Source organism: Galactobacter sp. (assembly GCF_022712295.1).
Lineage (GTDB): Bacteria > Actinomycetota > Actinomycetes > Actinomycetales > Micrococcaceae > Galactobacter.
The window spans coordinates 1-17,238 of sequence record NZ_JALAGT010000089.1 but is presented as its reverse complement, the minus strand read 5'-3'; the positions used below and the strand labels follow the sequence as shown (position 1 = coordinate 17,238).

14 protein-coding genes and 1 pseudogene are annotated in these 17,238 nt (G+C 65.4%); all 15 read left to right on the top strand.

All coding sequences use genetic code 11. From position 1 onward, the window contains the following. Positions 1-1,286 (top strand): DNA polymerase IV (gene dinB / locus Q0A15_RS06990; protein WP_367273366.1); only part of this gene is annotated, 1,286 nt, incomplete at its 5' end. A gap of 123 nt (positions 1,287-1,409) precedes the next feature. Then, a complete protein-coding gene (locus tag Q0A15_RS06985) occupies positions 1,410-1,802 on the top strand; it encodes a DUF3040 domain-containing protein (protein WP_291278805.1) in 393 nt (130 codons plus the stop codon). Positions 1,803-2,250: 448 nt separating this feature from the next. Further along, the gene (mraZ, locus tag Q0A15_RS06980; protein WP_291278804.1) at positions 2,251-2,682 is read left to right on the top strand and encodes a division/cell wall cluster transcriptional repressor MraZ; all 432 of its coding nucleotides are present in this window, start codon (positions 2,251-2,253) and stop codon (positions 2,680-2,682) included. A 155-nt stretch (positions 2,683-2,837) separates the two neighbouring features. Continuing rightward, a complete protein-coding gene (gene rsmH, locus Q0A15_RS06975) occupies positions 2,838-3,833 on the top strand; it encodes a 16S rRNA (cytosine(1402)-N(4))-methyltransferase RsmH (RefSeq protein ID WP_291278803.1) in 996 nt (331 codons plus the stop codon). Next, complete coding sequence (locus tag Q0A15_RS06970; RefSeq protein ID WP_291278802.1) at positions 3,830-4,645, top strand: hypothetical protein; 816 nt, start codon at positions 3,830-3,832, stop codon at positions 4,643-4,645. The genes rsmH and Q0A15_RS06970 overlap by 4 nt, the downstream gene beginning before the upstream one ends. A gap of 67 nt (positions 4,646-4,712) precedes the next feature. Beyond that, positions 4,713-6,515, top strand: coding sequence for a penicillin-binding protein 2 (locus Q0A15_RS06965; RefSeq protein ID WP_291278801.1), 1,803 nt, complete (start codon positions 4,713-4,715; stop codon positions 6,513-6,515). Positions 6,516-6,524: 9 nt separating this feature from the next. Continuing rightward, a complete protein-coding gene (locus tag Q0A15_RS06960; RefSeq protein WP_291278800.1) occupies positions 6,525-8,171 on the top strand; it encodes a UDP-N-acetylmuramoyl-L-alanyl-D-glutamate--2,6-diaminopimelate ligase in 1,647 nt (548 codons plus the stop codon). After that, the gene (gene murF / locus Q0A15_RS06955; protein ID WP_291278799.1) at positions 8,168-9,607 is read left to right on the top strand and encodes a UDP-N-acetylmuramoyl-tripeptide--D-alanyl-D-alanine ligase; all 1,440 of its coding nucleotides are present in this window, start codon (positions 8,168-8,170) and stop codon (positions 9,605-9,607) included. The genes Q0A15_RS06960 and murF overlap by 4 nt, the downstream gene beginning before the upstream one ends. 4 nt (positions 9,608-9,611) lie before the next feature. After that, the gene (gene mraY, locus Q0A15_RS06950) at positions 9,612-10,718 is read left to right on the top strand and encodes a phospho-N-acetylmuramoyl-pentapeptide-transferase (protein WP_291278798.1); all 1,107 of its coding nucleotides are present in this window, start codon (positions 9,612-9,614) and stop codon (positions 10,716-10,718) included. Then, positions 10,718-12,250: a UDP-N-acetylmuramoyl-L-alanine--D-glutamate ligase gene (murD, locus tag Q0A15_RS06945; protein WP_291278797.1), complete on the top strand. Its 1,533-nt coding sequence runs from the start codon at positions 10,718-10,720 to the stop codon at positions 12,248-12,250. The genes mraY and murD overlap by 1 nt, the downstream gene beginning before the upstream one ends. A gap of 73 nt (positions 12,251-12,323) precedes the next feature. After that, on the top strand, positions 12,324-13,574 hold the full coding sequence (ftsW, locus tag Q0A15_RS06940; protein WP_291278796.1) for a putative lipid II flippase FtsW: 1,251 nt from the start codon (positions 12,324-12,326) through the stop codon (positions 13,572-13,574). Next, complete coding sequence (gene murG / locus Q0A15_RS06935) at positions 13,571-14,713, top strand: undecaprenyldiphospho-muramoylpentapeptide beta-N-acetylglucosaminyltransferase (RefSeq protein WP_291278795.1); 1,143 nt, start codon at positions 13,571-13,573, stop codon at positions 14,711-14,713. The genes ftsW and murG overlap by 4 nt, the downstream gene beginning before the upstream one ends. Next, positions 14,710-16,149 (top strand): UDP-N-acetylmuramate--L-alanine ligase, encoded by a 1,440-nt coding sequence (gene murC, locus Q0A15_RS06930; RefSeq protein ID WP_291278794.1) that lies wholly within the window; start codon positions 14,710-14,712, stop codon positions 16,147-16,149. Before murG ends, murC begins: the two co-directional genes overlap by 4 nt. Beyond that, a complete protein-coding gene (locus tag Q0A15_RS06925; RefSeq protein WP_291278793.1) occupies positions 16,146-16,871 on the top strand; it encodes a cell division protein FtsQ/DivIB in 726 nt (241 codons plus the stop codon). The genes murC and Q0A15_RS06925 overlap by 4 nt, the downstream gene beginning before the upstream one ends. 175 nt (positions 16,872-17,046) lie before the next feature. Then, positions 17,047-17,238: pseudogene (locus Q0A15_RS06920) on the top strand (cell division protein FtsZ); the annotation flags it as partial.

Here is a 17,238-nt window from a genome sequence, read left to right as displayed (position 1 = left end):
GGCCTAAGCTGGTTCACATGAGGAGCACTTCCACCGGGCGGTCCAGGATCGTGGCGCACGTGGACATGGATGCCTTCTTCGTCTCCGTCGAGTGCCTCGACAACCCCGACCTCGTGGGACAACCGGTGCTGATCGGGACGGATGCGCAGCGTTCGGTGGTGCTCTCCGCCTCCTATGATCTGCGCACGCTTGGGGTGCATTCTGCTCAACCGGTGGTCCAGGCCAAACGGCTGGCGCCTCACGCGGTGATCGTGGCTCCCCACCACGGGCGATACTCGGAACTCTCCCGCGCCGTCATGGCGATCCTGCGGGACTTCAGCCCGCTCATGGAACAGGTCAGTGTCGATGAGGCCTACCTGGATCTCAGCGGCACCATGCGTACCTGGGGTACCCCGGAACGGGCGGCCGAGGCGATCAGGGCCCGGATCCGCAGCGAGTTGGGCCTGCCGGCGTCGGTGGGTCTCGCACCGACCAAGTTCCTGGCCAAGATGGCCTCGGGCAGGGCCAAGCCCGACGGCGTGTTCTCAGTGCCGCCCGCGTACGTTCACTCCTTCCTGCGAGACCTTCCGGTCTCGCAACTCTTCGGGGTGGGACGGGCCACGGCGGAGACGCTGCGGCTGGCGGGGTACTCGACCGCCGGTGACCTCGCTGCCGCGGACCAAGCGGAGGTGGCCCGCAGCCTCGGGGCAGGCATCGCCCGCTTGGTGCCCTTGGCTCGCGGCGAGGATCCGCGTGAGGTGGTGGTCGAGCGCGAGGAGAAGAGTCTCGGCGCGGAGCACACGTTCGCCACTGACGTCACCGACAGGGCCGCTCTCGACCGGACCGTGCTGTGGCTCTCCCACCGGGTGGCGACGCGAGCCCGGGCCGCCGAACGGGCGGGGACGGTCGTGGCTCTGAAGCTGCGGTGGACGGACTTCACCACGCTGAGTCGCCAGACGCATCTGGTCCGGGCCACGGACTCGGCTGCCGAGATCGCGGAGGCTGCGGGGCGGCTGGTCTCAGCGGTGGCCTCGCCGCTTCCTCCGGTCAGGCTCGTGGGCGTGAGGCTCGAGGGACTGGCGCCGCTGGGATCGGGGCGGCAACTGTCACTGTTGGGCGAGGACGATCAGCGGCGTGACGCAGAGGAGACCATGGATCGGATCAACTCTCGTTTCGCGGGAGCGCTGGCCCCTGCCTCGCTGTTGCCCGGTGCCGAGGGCGGGTCCACACGGGGTTCTGCACGGGATCGACGTGAAACGGCGCACATCGAGTCCGTGAATTCCCCGGGAGACGCTGCCCACGACTAGGACTGAGGCGGGTATGGCACCTAAGATGTAGGGAAAGTGATCCACACGCGTGGGCTGCGCACAGTAGCCCGTGGGATCGCGTCGATTTGGACCGGATACGGGGAGAAAGGAGGGCAGGCCGTCATGCCGCTCTCTGACCACGAGCAACAAATGCTGGACGAGATGGAGAAGCAACTCTCCGACGACCCGCAGTTCGCCTCCTCCATGCGCAAGGCGGAGTCCGCCGGACGTTTCTCCACGCGCAACATCGCCCTCGGCCTCCTGATCGCCATCGTGGGCCTGGCCCTGGTGCTGGTCGGTGTCTCCCTGAACCAGTTGGCCGCGGTGAGCATCATCGTGGGCATCATCGGGTTCATCATGATGTGCACCGGTGTGTATGTCGTCTTCTCCAAACGACCCGGTGAGCCCAAGGGCGGGGATTCCTCCGGCAGTGACGCAGGGGAACGGTCCTCGTCCTACATGCGGAAGTTGGAACAGCAGTGGGAGGATCGCCGCCGTGGCGACGAGCAGCGCTGAGCGCTGAACTCTTCTCGCTGACACCCCGAGCCGCAGAAGCCCCGCACCGCTGAAGCCCTGCACCGATGACGGTGCGGGGCTTTTTGCTGCCCGGAGCGGGGTGGGGGGTGCTCGCTGCTCGATTCGCGGGCACGCCCACGTCCCTCCCTGGGCTCCTCCACTTCCCTCCCTGCACCCCTCCACTTCCCTCCCGATCCACCCCAGAACGGGCCGAACGGGTGGATCTGTGGCGATCCAGAGGGGTTTCGTCCGCTTGGCGGCGAAACTCCTCCACCTTTTCTCCATGTAATGGATGCCCGTATTTCCGCGGTTTTTGACCCCATGACGCGGCACTCTTGCCCCGTTCTTGCGTTGACAGTGGGGGAGTGTGGAGTAAAGTGGGGCGCACTGGTAGACCAGGGAGGTCCCCGAGGCGGTCAGCGTCTCTTCCCCCTAGGAGGTGACGCGCATGTTTCTGGGGACCTACACGCCTCGATTGGATGAGAAGGGGCGGCTGATCCTGCCGGCCAAATATCGGGACGAGCTGGGCAATGGGCTCGTCCTGACACGCGGTCAGGATCGGTGTATCTACGTCTTCAGCGTGCGGGAGTTCGAGAAGTTCCAGGAAAGGATCCAATCGGCGCCCTTGTCCTCCCGCAAGGCAAGGGACTACATCCGGGTCTTCCTCTCGGGGGCCTCGGACGAAGTCCCTGACAAGCAGGGGAGGGTCACGATTCCTCCTCCGTTGCGGGCCTATGCCGGGCTCGACCGTGACGTCACGGTCGTCGGCGCAGGAGCGCATGCGGAGATCTGGGACACGCCCTCCTGGGACATCTATCTGCGAGAGAAGGAGCAGAGCTTCTCGGAGACGGATCAGGAGATCATCGACGGACTCTTCTGACCACCCCCTTGTCGCTGCGCTGCGGTCTCCTGCCGAGCCGGGGTCCTGACTCAACTTCCCCTGAGCCAGGGCCCCGACACGGACGGGGACCGGATCGCAGCCGACAACCGATCAGCGACCCCAAGCCACCTCGACCACGAAGAGGAGAGAAGCCGGTGACCTTCAACCCTCGCCATGTCCCTGTCCTGCTGAACAGATGCGTTTCACTGCTGACTCCAGGCATCGAAGCCGGTATCAGGGAACGAGGACAAGCGGTGGTCGTGGACGCCACCCTCGGCATGGGTGGTCACACGGAGGCCCTCCTGTCGCGGTTTCCCGAGCTGACCGTGGTGGGCCTGGACCGTGACACGCAGGCGCTCACCATGGCAGGGGAGCGATTGGAGACCTTCGGGGAACGTTTCCGACCAGTGCACACTGTCTACGACGAAATCGGATCCGCCCTCTCCGGTGAGGGATTCAGCCATGCGGACGGCGTCCTCTTCGACCTGGGCGTGTCCTCGTTCCAATTGGATGAACGTGAGCGCGGTTTCGCCTACTCCTATGACGCTCCGTTGGACATGCGGATGGACGCGACGTCCGGCCCCACGGCCGCCGACGTCGTCAACGAGTACTCCTTGGACGATCTGACCCATGTGCTGCGCACCTGGGGAGAGGAACGTCATGCCCGCCGCATCGCCGTGGCGATCGTCGAGCGTCGAGAAGACCACCCGATCCTCACCACTGGTGAGCTCTCACAGTTGATCATCGATCACTATCCCAAGGGCACCAAGGGTGGGCATCCGGCCAAGCGCACCTTCCAGGCGCTGCGCGTCGAGGTCAACGACGAACTCCGCGTCCTGGAACGTGCGATCCCGGCCGCCATGGACGCGGTGCCGGTGGGAGGGCGTGTGGTGGCGATGAGTTACCAATCCCTGGAGGACCGCATCGTCAAGCGGCACTTCGCTTCACTTTCGACCTCGACGGCGCCGGTGGGGCTGCCTGTGGAACCGGAAGAGACCAAGCCGAGATTCAAGATCATCTCCAAGGGCACCGAACGTCCCACGGCTGAGGAGATCGACGAGAACTCGCGTGCCGCAGCGGCACGCCTACGTGCGGTGGAGCGGCTGCGTCCGCCGCTGCCGACAACCCGCAAGCACAGGAGAAGAGCATGAGCGCGCTTCCTCTGCCTGAGCGCCGCGAGTACGACGTGGCGACACAGGCCCTGCCGCTCGTGGAACCGGCGTCGCCGGCGCCGGAACCACAGCGAGAAGTACGGACGCCACTCTCGGTGGTGCCAAGTCCCAAGGTCAAGCGACGTCGGCTCCCCTTCGTCCTGCTGTGTCTGGTGATCGTTGCCGCGGTGGTGGCTGCAGTCCTGGGGATGAACATCAAAGCGGCGGACACCCAGTACGACCTGGTCCGGCTGAACGCCCGGACACAAGAGATGCATCAGGCCAATCAGGCCACCACTCAGGAACTCGACTACCGCAAGGCTCCGCAGAACCTGGCGGCCCAGGCAGAGAAATCCGGCATGGTCCCTGCCGGGCAGCCTGGCGTGGTGGACCTGGATTCGCAGAAGGTGACCGGCAAGGCGTCCGCTCCGGAGGCAGAAAAAGCGAAGGACGCGGAGAAGTCCACAGATACCTCGACCACTCTCGCGACGCCTATGAGTCCCGCGGAGCTATCTGCGTTGTCCGCCAAGAAGCAGGCTGCCATCCGTGAGCAGCAGCGGGCGGCCGTGGAAGACAAGGCCCACAAGGATGACAAGGCCGCGCAAGGGGGCAAGGTCGCACAAGGGAACACGTCCGGGCAAGAGGACACGACCGCCACGTCCGCCGCCGGCGAGAGCAAGACCGCTTCCGACACGTCGTCCAAGACCGAGAAAAACAGCGCGGACAAGGGGAAGAATGGTGAGGTCGACTCACGTGGCTTCTCCGAGCAGGAACTCAACGGCGGCACCTTCCCGGCGCCCGTCACACGCTGAGTCGGAGCGCGCCAGGTGAAACCTGCGCGGTCCTGGCAGGCTCAAGGTCCCCGAAGGAGACACGCAGATGACGTCCACGCGTCGAAAAGCAGAGTCATCCCCGATGCGGATGCGTTTCATTCTGGCCGCGGTGCTCGTGTTGTTCATCGCTGTGGCCGCGCGCCTGATCTGGGTGCAGGGGATCGACCCGCAGGACGCCAAGGCGGATGCCTTGAAGGGGCGCACCACGGCAGGCGTGCCGGTTCCCGCCACCCGCGGTGACATCGTCGATACGGACGGGAAGGTGCTGGCCACGTCCATCGTCCGTTACGACCTGGTGGTGGATCAGACCCAGGTCCAGGACTCCTTCCCCCGGAAGGAGGGAGACCAGCGCGTCGAGGTGCCGACGGATCAGGGCATCGCCGAAGTCGCCGAGGTGCTGGGGCTGGACAAGGAGTCGGTGTCCGCGGCCTTGCTCGGGCGTGATGGGGAGGAGAAACGGAAGTACTCCGTCATCACCCGCAACATCACGCCCAAGGTGAACCAGCAGGTCGAGGAAGTCGGTGTGCCGTGGATCAAGTCGGTGCAGACGCAGCAGCGCAGTTACCCCAACGGCCAGCTGGCCGGTCCCGTGCTCGGTTTCCTGAACCGGGAAGGGGAGGGTGCAGAAGGGCTCGAACTCTCGCAGGACAAGGCACTGACAGGCACTGACGGGTCCAAGACGTATGAGCGGGGGGCGGACGGGGTCAGGATCCCCAACGCTCCGGTCGAGGAGACCCCCGCCGTGAACGGCAAGACCGTGCGGCTCACCACCGACTCCGACATCCAGTGGGTGGCGCAGAATGCGGTCATGGCCAAGAAGAAGGAGTTCAAGGCCGACTGGGTCAACGCAGTGGTCATGGACGTCAAGACCGGCAAGATCCTCGCGCTGGCCGACTCCGACTCCATGGACCCCAACGATCCCGGGGCAGCGGACGCTGCGGCCCGTACGTCCTCCACGGTCACGCAGTCCTACGAGCCCGGGTCCACCGGCAAGGCGCCCACTTTTGCCTTGGCGTTGGACAAGGGCGTGATCTCACCCACCAGTGAGTTCGAGGTGCCCAACCACTTCACGTTGGACAACGAGACCATCAACGACTCCCTGAAGCACCAGACCTTCGAGATGACGGCGGCAGGAATCTTCGCCCGGTCCTACAACACCGGCACGATCCAGATCGGTGACAAGCTCAAGGATCAGGACCGCTACGACTTCATGAGCGAGCTCGGCATCGGCAAGAAGATCGATATCGGGCTACCGGGCCAGAGCTCCGGGATCCTGGCTCAGCCGGATGACTGGGAACGGCGCCAGCGTCTGACCACGATGTTCGGCCAGGGATACACGCAGACCACCTTGCATCTGGCCAGCATCTATCAGGCGCTGGGCAACAATGGTGTCCAGATCTCTCCGACCCTGATCGACGCCTACATCGACGCCGATGGGACCGAGCACGAGGTGGAGCCCGCCAAGACCCAGCGGGTGGTCTCCAAGCAGACGTCGAAGGAGATGCGGCGCCTGATGGAGGGCGTGGTGGACTACGGGACCTCCACGCCCATGAAGATCGATGGCTACCGGGTGGGCGGCAAGTCCGGTACGGCGCAGGCGCAGGGCAAGGACGGGAAGTTCGACCAACACACGTCCTCCTTCGTGGGCATGGCGCCGATCGACAACCCGCGCTACCTCGTGGCCGTGACCATGCAGCACCCCCAGGGGTACTGGCGGGACTGGACAGTTGGGAACACGTTCAAGAAGATCATGTCGGCTACGTTGAGTAAGAACTCAGTGCCACCGGAGAAGTCGAAGTCGGAGTCTTACGACGGCTTCGTCGGTGAGAACCAGGAATATGGATGGTGAGGACCTTCAGTGTCTGACAACGAAAGCGGAACGGACCCGCATGCACAGGTCGGTGAACTCGAGCGTGGTTTCCGCCCGACGACCCCTCTGAAGATCGCCCTCGACGAGGTGGCCCGCGCCGCGGGCGCGTCCGATCCGTCGGCGCTTGTGCCCGACGTCGTGGTGTCCGGTGTCTGCCTTGACTCACGTGCGGTGCAGGCCGGCGATCTCTACGCCGCTCTGCCAGGAGGTCACACACACGGGGCCCGCTTCGCGGCCCAGGCCCAACAACGGGGCGCGGTTGCGGTGCTCACCGATACCGAGGGCGCAGGTCTCATGGGAGACCTGGCCGACCTGCCTGTGATCGTGGTGGAGGATCCTCGGTCGGTCCTGGGCTCGGTGTCCCAGACCGTGTACAACAGCGCGGAATTGGCGCCAACCACCTATGCGGTGACGGGGACCAACGGCAAGACCACCACCACGTACATGCTGCGTCACCTGTTGAGCTCTGCCGGGGAGACCACGGGGCTGATCGGCACCATCGAGATCCTGGCGGGCGACACCGCCATCCCCTCGGTGCTGACCACGCCGGAATCGCCGCAGTTGCACGGCCTGATGTCACGCATGGGGCAGGCCGGAGTCACCACCGCGGCGATGGAGGTCTCCTCCCATTCGCTCTCCTTCCAGCGGGTGGCCGGATTGCACTTCGCCGTCTCCGGTTTCACCAACCTGACCCAGGATCACCTGGACCTGCACGGATCCATGGAGGAATACCTGGCGGCCAAGGCGGAACTGTTCACGCCGCGGTACTCGCGGGCGGCTGTGGTCACAGTGGACGACGAGTGGGGTCAGTCCTTGGCTCGGACCAGCCGCGGCGTAGGTGTGCCCACGGCGACGCTCTCCACCGGGCACGGTGCAGGCGGGGCGGCAGGCTCGGCGGACTACGTCGTCACCGATGTCGTCAGGCAGGGGCTCGGGACCGCCTTCGTGCTGCTCGGGCCCGACGAGCTGCGGATCGAGGCCAGGACCGGCTTGCCCGGGTCGTTCAATGTGTCCAATGCGGCGCTTGCCTTGAGCATGCTGCTGGTGGGCGGTATGGATCCGGACGCACTGTCGCAGCTGCTCAACGCCGATCCCGAAGCCCTCACGCCTCAGGTGCCCGGGCGAATGCAGGTGGTCCACCACCGTCCCACCGCAGTCGTGGACTTTGCCCACAATCCCGATGCCCTCGTCCGTGCGTTGGACAGCCTCGAGGTGAGCGGGGGCCGGAGGATCGTGGTTTTCGGAGCCACGGGTGAACGTGACACCACGAAGCGGCCCATCATGGGTGCACTCGCGGCTCAACATGCCGATGTGGTGATTGTCACCGACGACGACCCGCACGACGAGGATCCGGCACGCATTCGGGCCCAAGTCGCGGCCGGTGCGCGTGACGCCGGTGCCGAGGCAACGGTGCTCGAGGTCGCCCCCCGAGCCCGAGCCATTCGCGCGGCCGTGGCGCTGGCGGATCCGGATGATGTGATCCTCGTGGCAGGGCGCGGACACGAGGTGTTCCAGGAAGTGGCCGGCGTCAACCTGTCCTTGGACGACCGTGAGGAACTGGCCAAGGCCTTTGCCGCCGAGAGTGGCGAACGGGGTTCAGCGGCAGCCGACGGAGTAGGATCGACCCAGTCATGATCACACTCACGACGGCCGAGATCGCCGCCATCACGCATGGCCGACTCTCCTCGAGCGCCGACCCAGACAGCACCATCCATTCGGTCACCACCGACTCCCGCGAAGTGCGCCGAGGGGCCCTTTTCGTTGCGAAGCCCGGCGAAGTGACCGACGGACACGTGTTCATACCCCAGGCCCTCGAAGCCGGTGCGGCTCTGGTCCTGGCCCAACGGGACACCGAAGCCGCGGACGGGTCTGTGGCCCCTGCCGTGATTGTGGAGGATGTGGTTCTCGCGCTGAAGGACCTCGCGACCGAGGTCGTGGCGCGGGTGCGAGCTCACGGTGGCTTGAAGGTGGTCGGAGTGACCGGTTCCGCGGGCAAGACCACCACCAAGGATCTTCTCGCTTCCGTCCTCGCCACTCGCGGTGAGACGGTGAAGCCCTTCAACTCGTACAACGGAGAGGTCGGGCTGCCCCTGACCGTCTTCGAGACCACGGAATCGACCGAGTACCTCGTCGCTGAGATGGGGGCAACGCACGTCGGCAACATCGCCTACCTGGCAGACATCGTGAAACCCGACGTCGGCGTGGTCCTGATGGTCGGAACGGCCCACGTGGGTGAGTTCGGCGGAGTGGACAATATTGCCGCGACCAAGGGCGAACTCGTCGAGTCGCTCCCCGAAGACGGCGTGGCCGTGCTCAACGTGGACGACGCCCGGGTGTGGGCCATGCGCGAGCGGACCAGTGCCACCGTGCTCGGTTTCGGAGAGGCAGAGCACGCTCAGGTGCGGGCGGTCGACGTGACGCTGGACGATGCCGGACACCCGGAATTCACGTTGCGGGTGGACGGTCAGGGCGACTTTCCGCTGCGATCCGGCCTGATCGGCCGCCACCACCTGCACAACGTACTGGCCGCCGCGGCAGCATGTATCGCGCTCGGCGTGCCCGCAGCCGAAGTCGCTGCTGCGCTGGACGGCCAGGGGCCGGGGTCTCGCTTCCGAATGGAGCGCACCGAACGTCCCGACGGCGTCAGCATCATCAACGACGCCTACAACGCCAACCCCGAATCCATGCTGGCAGCCCTGCAGACGCTGGCGGTCCTTGGCCGGCCGGATCGGGAGGGCCGAGTTCGCCGCACGTGGGCCGTCATCGGGGAGATGCGCGAACTCGGTGAGGACCGGGTGAGCGAACACGATCGGCTGGGCCGCCTGGTGGTCAGGATGAACATCTCGAAGACGCTGGTGATCGGCTCTGGGGCCAAGCCGACGTACAACGCAGCGGTCATGGAAGGCTCATGGGGCGACGAGGCCGCGTTCGTGGAGACCACCGACGAGGCCTACGACTACCTCGACTCCAGGCTGGAACCCGGCGACATCGTCCTGTTCAAGTCCTCGAATGCGTCCGGGCTGGCAGCCCTTGGGCAGCGAGTGGCCGGCGCAGGCTCCCAGGAAGGCTAGAACCATGCTCATGTTGGTCATCGGTGGTGTCCTGGGACTCGTGCTGTCCTTGTTCGGGACCCCCTTGTTCATCAAATTCCTGCAGCGCCGGAGTTACGGCCAGTTCGTTCGTGACGACGGGCCACAATCCCACGAGTCCAAGCGTGGTACACCCACCATGGGCGGTGCCTTGTTCCTCGGTGCCGTCATCGTGGCCTATTTCCTGACGCATCTGATCATGGTCCTCACCCGGGAACAGGCCCCTGGGGTCTCCGTCTCCGGCCTGCTGGTGCTCTTCCTCATGGGCGGCATGGGGCTGATCGGTTTCTTCGACGACTTCGCCAAGATCTCCCACGAACGCTCCTTGGGACTGACTCCATGGCAGAAGATCCTGGGCCAGGGCATCGTCGGTGTGGCCTTCGCGATCCTGGCGCTGAACTTCGCCAACGATCGTGGGCAGACGCCCGCCTCGCTGAGCATCTCCTGGGCCAGGGACCTCCCCTGGTTGAACCTGGCCTTCGCCGGTCCCGTGATCGGTGTGATCCTCTTCGTCATCTGGGCCAACCTGATCTCCACCGCCACCACCAACGGCGTGAATCTCACCGACGGTCTGGACGGTCTAGCCACCGGCATCTCGATGGCGGTCTTCGGTGCCTACGCCCTGATCGGTGTCTTCCAGAACTCCCAGTCGTGCGCGAGCCTCCGGGCCACGCCTGCCGCATGCTACGAGACCCGAGATCCACTGGACCTCGCGCTCGTGGCGGTCATCCTGGTCGGTGCTCTGGCCGGCTTCCTCTGGTGGAACACCAAGCCTGCCAAGATCTTCATGGGGGACACCGGTTCCCTCGGCCTGGGTGGCGCTGTCGCCGCCCTTGCCATCTTCACCCGCACCGAGCTGCTGATGGTGGTCATCGCAGGCATGTTCGTGATCATCTCCCTTTCCGTGATCATCCAGGTGGGCTATTTCAAGCTGACCGGAGGCAAGCGGGTGTTCTTGATGGCTCCACTCCAGCATCATTTCGAACTCAAGGGCTGGTCCGAGTCGCTCGTCGTGGTCCGTTTCTGGCTCCTCGGACTGCTCTTCGTGGTCCTGGGACTGAGCCTCTTCTACGTTGATTGGTTGGTGCGTTGATGCCCCGGGATCTTTCCTCACTGACCCGTTGGGAATCCGACTGGGCGGGCCTGCGCGTGGTCGTGGCCGGACTCGGGCTCTCCGGCTTCGCCGCTGCGGACACCCTGATCGAACTCGGGGCACGCGTGTTGGTCGTTGATGGCACGGACAACGAGGACCACCGTGGCCGCGCTGACACGCTGAAGATCGTGGGAGCACTCGACGTCCGGTTGGGAACGGAACACACCGCCACCCTCCCCGACGTGGACGGCGGACGTCCGGACCTGCTGGTGGTCTCCCCGGGCTGGCGGCCGTCGCACCCCGTATTGACCCAGGCGCGTGCGGAATCCGTGCCGATCTGGAGCGAGATCGAGCTCGCCTGGCGGGTGCAGACCCGCGAGGGACGGCCAGCTCCGCAGTGGTTGTGCATCACGGGCACCAACGGCAAGACCACCACGGTGACCATGACCGAGGAGATCCTCCGGCAGGCCGGCCTGCGCGCCGTGGCCTGCGGTAACGTCGGCACGCCGGTGCTGGACGTGGTGCGTGAACCCGACGGCTACGATGTTCTCGCGGTGGAACTGTCCAGCTTCCAGCTGGAACACACCTATTCGCTCTCACCCGTGGCCTCCGTGGTACTCAATCTTGCGGAGGATCACGTGGATTGGCACGGCTCCTTCGAAGCCTACGCAGCGGCCAAGGCCAAGATCCACGAACGCGCGCAAGTCGCAGCGATCTACAACGCGGAGGACCTGGCCACCGTGAAAATGGTGGAGGATGCGGACGTGGTGGACGGGTGCAGAGCCATCGGATTCACCACGCAGGTTCCTGCCGTGTCGCAGCTGGGCGTCGTGGACGGGCTCCTGGTCGACCGCGCCTATATCGAACAGCGGCAGAGTTCGGCGGCCGAGCTGGCCACGCTGGAGGATCTGGGTGACCCGGCTCCGCGGCACACGGTGGCCAATGCCTTGGCCGCGGCAGCGCTGACCCGAGCGGTGGGCGTACCTGCCACGGCGGTGCAGGAGGGCCTGCGCCACTACGACCGTGGCGAACACCGGATCCAGGTCGTGGCCGACGTGGACGGCGTGCGGTGGATCGACGATTCCAAGGCCACCAACCCTCATGCAGCCCATGCGTCCTTGTCCGCCTTCCCCTCCATCGTCTGGATCGCGGGGGGACTGGCCAAGGGCGTGGAGTACGAGGACCTGATCCGTTCCCACGCTCATCAGCTGCGCGCGGTGGTGCTCATCGGCACCGACGATGCGGCCTTGGTCGCAGCGCTGGCTGAACATGCCCCGGATGTACCGGTGCTGGATATTGCCGAGCAGTCTCCGCTACCCGCAACGGCCGACAAGTCGGCACTCGGGAACGAGGTCATGCGTCGTGCGGTCGCCACCGCGCTGGAACGGGCCCGATCAGGAGACACGGTGCTGATGGCGCCGGCGTCGGCTTCGATGGATCAGTTCGTTTCCTACGCTCACCGGGGGAAGGCCTTTGCCACAGCGGTCGCTGACCAGGTGGTGAACGGCCAGGAGCCGGACGGGGCCGAGTGATCGGGACGAAGTACTGAGCCAAGAAGCCCGTCAACAACCGAACCGGGTAGTCCAGAGGAGGGGAGCAGCGCGAGTGGCACGTAGACGACGTCCAGCCGCCGAGGGAGAGACACCCAAGGTGTCCTTCTTACGACGGCAGTGGGACCGGGTCGAGTCCACCGACGCTGCGGGGATCCGGACCGCTTATTACCTGATCATCATCTGTACCGCCATCCTGACCTGCCTCGGCATGATCATGGTGCTTTCCTCCTCAGCGGTGGAGTACATCAGTGCCAACCGCGATCCCTACTCGCTCTTCGCCAAACAGGCAACGTTCGGGGTGATCGGACTCGTCCTGATGTTCGGCATGGCCCTGATCTCACCCAAGTTCCTCAAACGACTGGCGTGGGTGGCCTTGGGTGTGGCGCTCCTGCTGCTCGTCGCGGTGTTGGTCCCCGGGATCGGCAGGAACGTGCTTGGCAACCAGAACTGGATCCAGGTGGGTCCGGTGGGTATCCAGCCCTCCGAATTCGCCAAGCTGGCTCTGATCCTCTGGTCCGCCACCGTCTTCTCTGCCAAGGAGAAGCTGCTGGATCGGTGGACGCACACCGTGGTGCCCGTGCTCTTCCCCGTGGGAGCGCTGGTGGTGTTGTTGATCCTGCTGGAACGGGATCTCGGCACCGTCATGATCGTCCTGCTGGTGCTCTTGGCGCTGTTGTGGGCCGGCGGCGCGCCCAAACTCGTCTTCGTTCTGACGGCGGCAGCGGCGGTGGCTGCCGTCCTCGTGATCGCCGTGATCAGTCCCAATCGCCTCGGCCGCATCAACTCCTGGCTGGGACGCGGCGGTGCGGACGACGCACTGGGGACCGGTCTGCAGACCATGCAGGCCAAGTATGCGCTGGCCTCAGGGGGTTGGTTCGGCGTGGGGCTGGGGCAGTCACGTTCCAAGTGGAGCTACATCCCAGAGGCCCAGAACGATTTCATCCTCTCCATCATCGGAGAGGAACTGGGCCTGATCGGCACCTTGGCCGTCGTGGTGATCTTCATCGTGCTGGTGATCAGCATGTACCGCGTGGCGCATCGTTCGCAGGATCTCTTCGTCAGGGTGCTTACCACCGGCGTCATCGCTTGGCTCGGTGGGCAGGCCTTCATCAACATGGGCATGGTCACGGGTCTGGCGCCGGTCATCGGTGTGACGCTGCCCTTCATCTCGTATGGTGGTTCTTCGTTGCTTGCGTGTCTGTTGGCCGTGGGGTTGGTCCTCAACGCCGCACGCGACCAGATCCGCAACGGTGTCCCTGCACTGGGACCAACCGTCAAGACGTCACCGGAAGGTAAGGCATGAGCAAGCAAGTCTCCATCGTCATGGCAGGAGGCGGAACGGCCGGACACGTATCGCCGTTGCTGGCCATGGCCGATGCGATCCGCGAACTGGAACCGGAAGCCAGGATCACCGTGGTCGGGACCCGTAGCGGACTCGAGACCAGGTTGGTCCCCGCGGCGGGTTACCCGCTGGAACTGGTGGAACGAGCCCCGGCACCGCGTCGGCCGGACCTCGATGCCCTACGTTTCCCCGCACGGTGGCTGAAGGCCAAGCGGCAGGCCCGCGACATCCTGAAGCGGGTACAGGCCGACGTCGTGGTCGGCGTGGGCGGATACGTCTGCACGCCCGTCTATAATGCGGCGCGCAAGGCCGGCGTTCCTGTGGTGGTGCACGAGGCGAACGTGAGGGCCGGACTGGCGAACAAGGTGGGTGCCAAACACGCAGCGGTGGTTGGCGCGGCCTTCGACGGAACGGGCCTCCCCGGAGCACGAATCGTCGGTATGCCCATGCGTTCGGCCATCGCCACACTGGACCGGGCTGCAGCACGGCCCGAGGCCCGTCAACGGTTCGGGCTGGAGGAAACGACCCCGACGCTGGTGGTGACGGGAGGCTCCTCCGGAGCCGCCTCTGTGAACCGCGCCGTGACGGGTGCCGTCGAGGCCATCACGGCTGCAGGGATCCAGGTGCTGCACATCACCGGCAACGGGAAACAGGTCATGGGTCAGGACGGGAATCCGCTCGCCGTGCCCGGTTACCAGCAGGTGGAATACGTCGACGGGATGGAATCCGCCTATGCCGCCGCGGATCTGCTGCTGTGTCGCTCCGGGGCGGGCACGGTCTGCGAGATCGCCGCCGTCGGACTACCCGCGATCCTCGTACCACTGCCCTTCGGCAACGGCGAACAGAAACTCAACGGTGCCCCGTTGGTCGGTGCAGGCGGTGCCGTCATGGTGGACGACAAGGACCTGACTCCGACTTGGCTGTCGGAGACCGTGGTGTCCATCCTGGGGGATGCGCAACGACTGGAGGCCATGTCGCGTGCGGCCTCGACCTTTGGCCGGCCTCGTGCTGCGCAGGACATGGCCCAGCTCATCCTTGAGGCGGCCAGAGGAGCCGCTGGTGCGAGCGACGCAGGTACACACGAGGAGAAGAACCGATGAACCGAGCATTCCACGAGGGTCTCGCAGGCGAGGAACCCGTTGCGGTGGAAACATTGGGACACGTGCATCTGCTCGGTATCGCCGGCGTGGGCATGTCTGCTGTGGCGAGGCTGCTCTTGGCCGAGGGGCTGAGCGTCTCGGGAACGGATGCGAAGGATCTGCCGGTCCTGAAGGAGCTCGAGGCGGCAGGAGCCACCACGTACGTGGGGTTCGACGCCGCTCAGGTGACTGGCGCGGACACGCTCGTGGTGTCCTCCGTCATCAAGCCGGACAATGTGGAACTGGCAAGGGCCAAGCAACTGGGATTGTCGATCCTGCATCGCTCCCAGGCCCTCGCCGCTCTGATGACCGGGCGGCTCGGCATCACCGTGGCAGGCACCCATGGCAAGACCACCACGAGTTCCATGATCGCCGTGATGCTCTCGGCTGCGGGCGAGGAACCCACCTTCGCGATCGGTGCACCGATCCCTGAACTGGGTACCAACGCGGCCCTCGGGTCCGGGCAGGCGTTCGTTGCCGAGGCGGACGAGTCAGACGGATCCTTCCTGAACTACCGCCCGCAGATCGCCGTCATCACCAACGTCGAAGCGGACCACCTGGACCACTACGGCACCGAGGCTGCGGTTCACGAGGCCTTCGACCTCTATGCCGACCTGTTACCGGCCCGAGGACTGCTGGTGGCCTGCGCGGACGACGCCGGAGCAGCGGCGGCGGCAGAGCGCCTCCGCAGCGCGCGCCCCGACGTGAGGGTCCGCACGTACGGCTTCACGGATGCCGCGGACGTCCGGCTCAGCGGAGCGGACCACACGGGGCTGTCCTCGACAGCGACGGTGCACGACGGTACGGAGTCGCACTTCCTGAAGCTGTCCGTTCCTGGCGATCACAACCTGCTCGATGCCGCCGCCGCATACATCGTCGGACTGGATCTGGGCCTGACCGCCCACGCGGCCTTGGCCGGACTGGCCGAGTTCAGGGGTGCGGCGCGACGTTTCGAATTGCGCGGTCAGCAGGATGGGATCCGGGTCTATGACGATTACGCGCACCATCCCACGGAGGTCAGGGCGGCCTTGAAGGCGGCCCGCGACGTGGCCGGTGACGCGCGCGTCCATGTGCTGTTCCAGCCGCACCTGTTCAGCCGGACCCAGGCCTTCCATCGTGAGTTCGGAGAAGCGCTCGCCACGGCGGACACGGTGCACCTCCTGCCGATCTACCCCGCGCGTGAGGAGCCGATCCCCGGAGTGGACTCGGAGCTCGTCGCTCGCTCAGCGGGCGAGCATGCCTCGGTGGTGCCCGCCGAGTCCGCCGCAGAAGCAGTGGTGGCCGAGGCTCGGCCCGGCGACGTGATCATGACCATCGGTGCGGGTGACGTGACCCAACAGGGGGCCCAGATGCTGCGTGCACTCTCAGCGGTAGAAGGCCGGGACGCCGAATCATGAGCCAGGAACTGGCTCCGGGCGTGACCCGGCTTCCGGTACGTCGACGTCATCGTTTGGCGAGGTGGCTGGTGCTGGCCGGAATCGTGGTGGTGCTCGGACTGGTGCTGGTGCTGTTGTATCTGACCCCGGTTCTGAAGGTGACATCGGTCAAGGTCGAGGGAACCCGACTGGCCGATCACTCCAAGGTTCAGGCGATGCTGGATCCTCTCGAGGGACAACCCTTGGCGAAAGTGTCCACTCGTGAGGTGGAACGCCTCGTGGCTGACGAACCCGCCATCCGTGACCTTCGGCTGGGGCTTCGTGGGGCCCATTCCGTCACTGTGACGGTGGTGGAGCATCGCGAGGTCGCGGTCCTGAAGGAGGGGAAGGCGTTCTACCTGGTGGGGGACAACGGGGCCAAGCTCAAGCGCATCTCCAAGGACGAGACCCGTAAGCTGCCGGTGGTGAACCTCGATGCGGAGGACCCGGACGGGAAGATCTTCGACACGGTGATCCATGCGCTGGCCCAGCTGCCCACCGACGTGCTCTCGAAGCTCAAGAGTGCGGGAGCCGGAAGCGTGGACTCGGTGACCTTCACCTTGAACGACCGAAGGACCGTGGTCTGGGGAGACTCCTCCGACGGGGTCCTGAAGGCCGCTGCGCTCCAGACGCTCTTGGCCAAGGGCGGACCGAAGGACAAGATCATCGACGTCTCCACCCCGTCGAGGCCCGTCACACGATGACAACTTGAACGGATACGGCGACACGCCGCGTGGCCAATTGCCCCGGGTGCCTGTCGCCCGGTTAACTTCAGTAAGCGAGATCTTGACAATCCTTCAACCCTAAAGTATCGGTTGAAGGTTTGCTCAGAATCCTCGAACGGGATCAGACACTTCATCAAACCTAAGGACGCAAGCCGTGGCAGCTCCACAGAACTACCTCGCCGTCATCAAGGTCGTCGGCATCGGCGGCGGCGGGGTCAACGCCGTCAACCGCATGATCGAGGTCGGCCTGCGTGGCGTCGAATTCATCGCGATCAATACCGACGCGCAGGCGCTGCTGATGTCCGATGCGGACGTGAAGCTCGACGTGGGCCGTGAACTCACTCGC

Excerpts from the sequence above, each read along its gene's own strand:
- murG (WP_291278795.1), top strand. The coding sequence starts at position 13,571 with ATGAGCAAGCAAGTCTCCATCGTCATGGCAGGAGGCGGAACGGCCGGA.
- murC (WP_291278794.1), top strand. The coding sequence starts at position 14,710 with ATGAACCGAGCATTCCACGAGGGTCTCGCAGGCGAGGAACCCGTTGCG.
- Q0A15_RS06965 (WP_291278801.1), top strand. The coding sequence starts at position 4,713 with ATGACGTCCACGCGTCGAAAAGCAGAGTCATCCCCGATGCGGATGCGT.
- mraY (WP_291278798.1), top strand. The coding sequence starts at position 9,612 with ATGCTCATGTTGGTCATCGGTGGTGTCCTGGGACTCGTGCTGTCCTTG.
- mraZ (WP_291278804.1), top strand. The coding sequence starts at position 2,251 with ATGTTTCTGGGGACCTACACGCCTCGATTGGATGAGAAGGGGCGGCTG.
- murF (WP_291278799.1), top strand. The coding sequence starts at position 8,168 with ATGATCACACTCACGACGGCCGAGATCGCCGCCATCACGCATGGCCGA.
- Q0A15_RS06970 (WP_291278802.1), top strand. The coding sequence starts at position 3,830 with ATGAGCGCGCTTCCTCTGCCTGAGCGCCGCGAGTACGACGTGGCGACA.
- murD (WP_291278797.1), top strand. The coding sequence starts at position 10,718 with ATGCCCCGGGATCTTTCCTCACTGACCCGTTGGGAATCCGACTGGGCG.
- Q0A15_RS06985 (WP_291278805.1), top strand. The coding sequence starts at position 1,410 with ATGCCGCTCTCTGACCACGAGCAACAAATGCTGGACGAGATGGAGAAG.
- Q0A15_RS06925 (WP_291278793.1), top strand. The coding sequence starts at position 16,146 with ATGAGCCAGGAACTGGCTCCGGGCGTGACCCGGCTTCCGGTACGTCGA.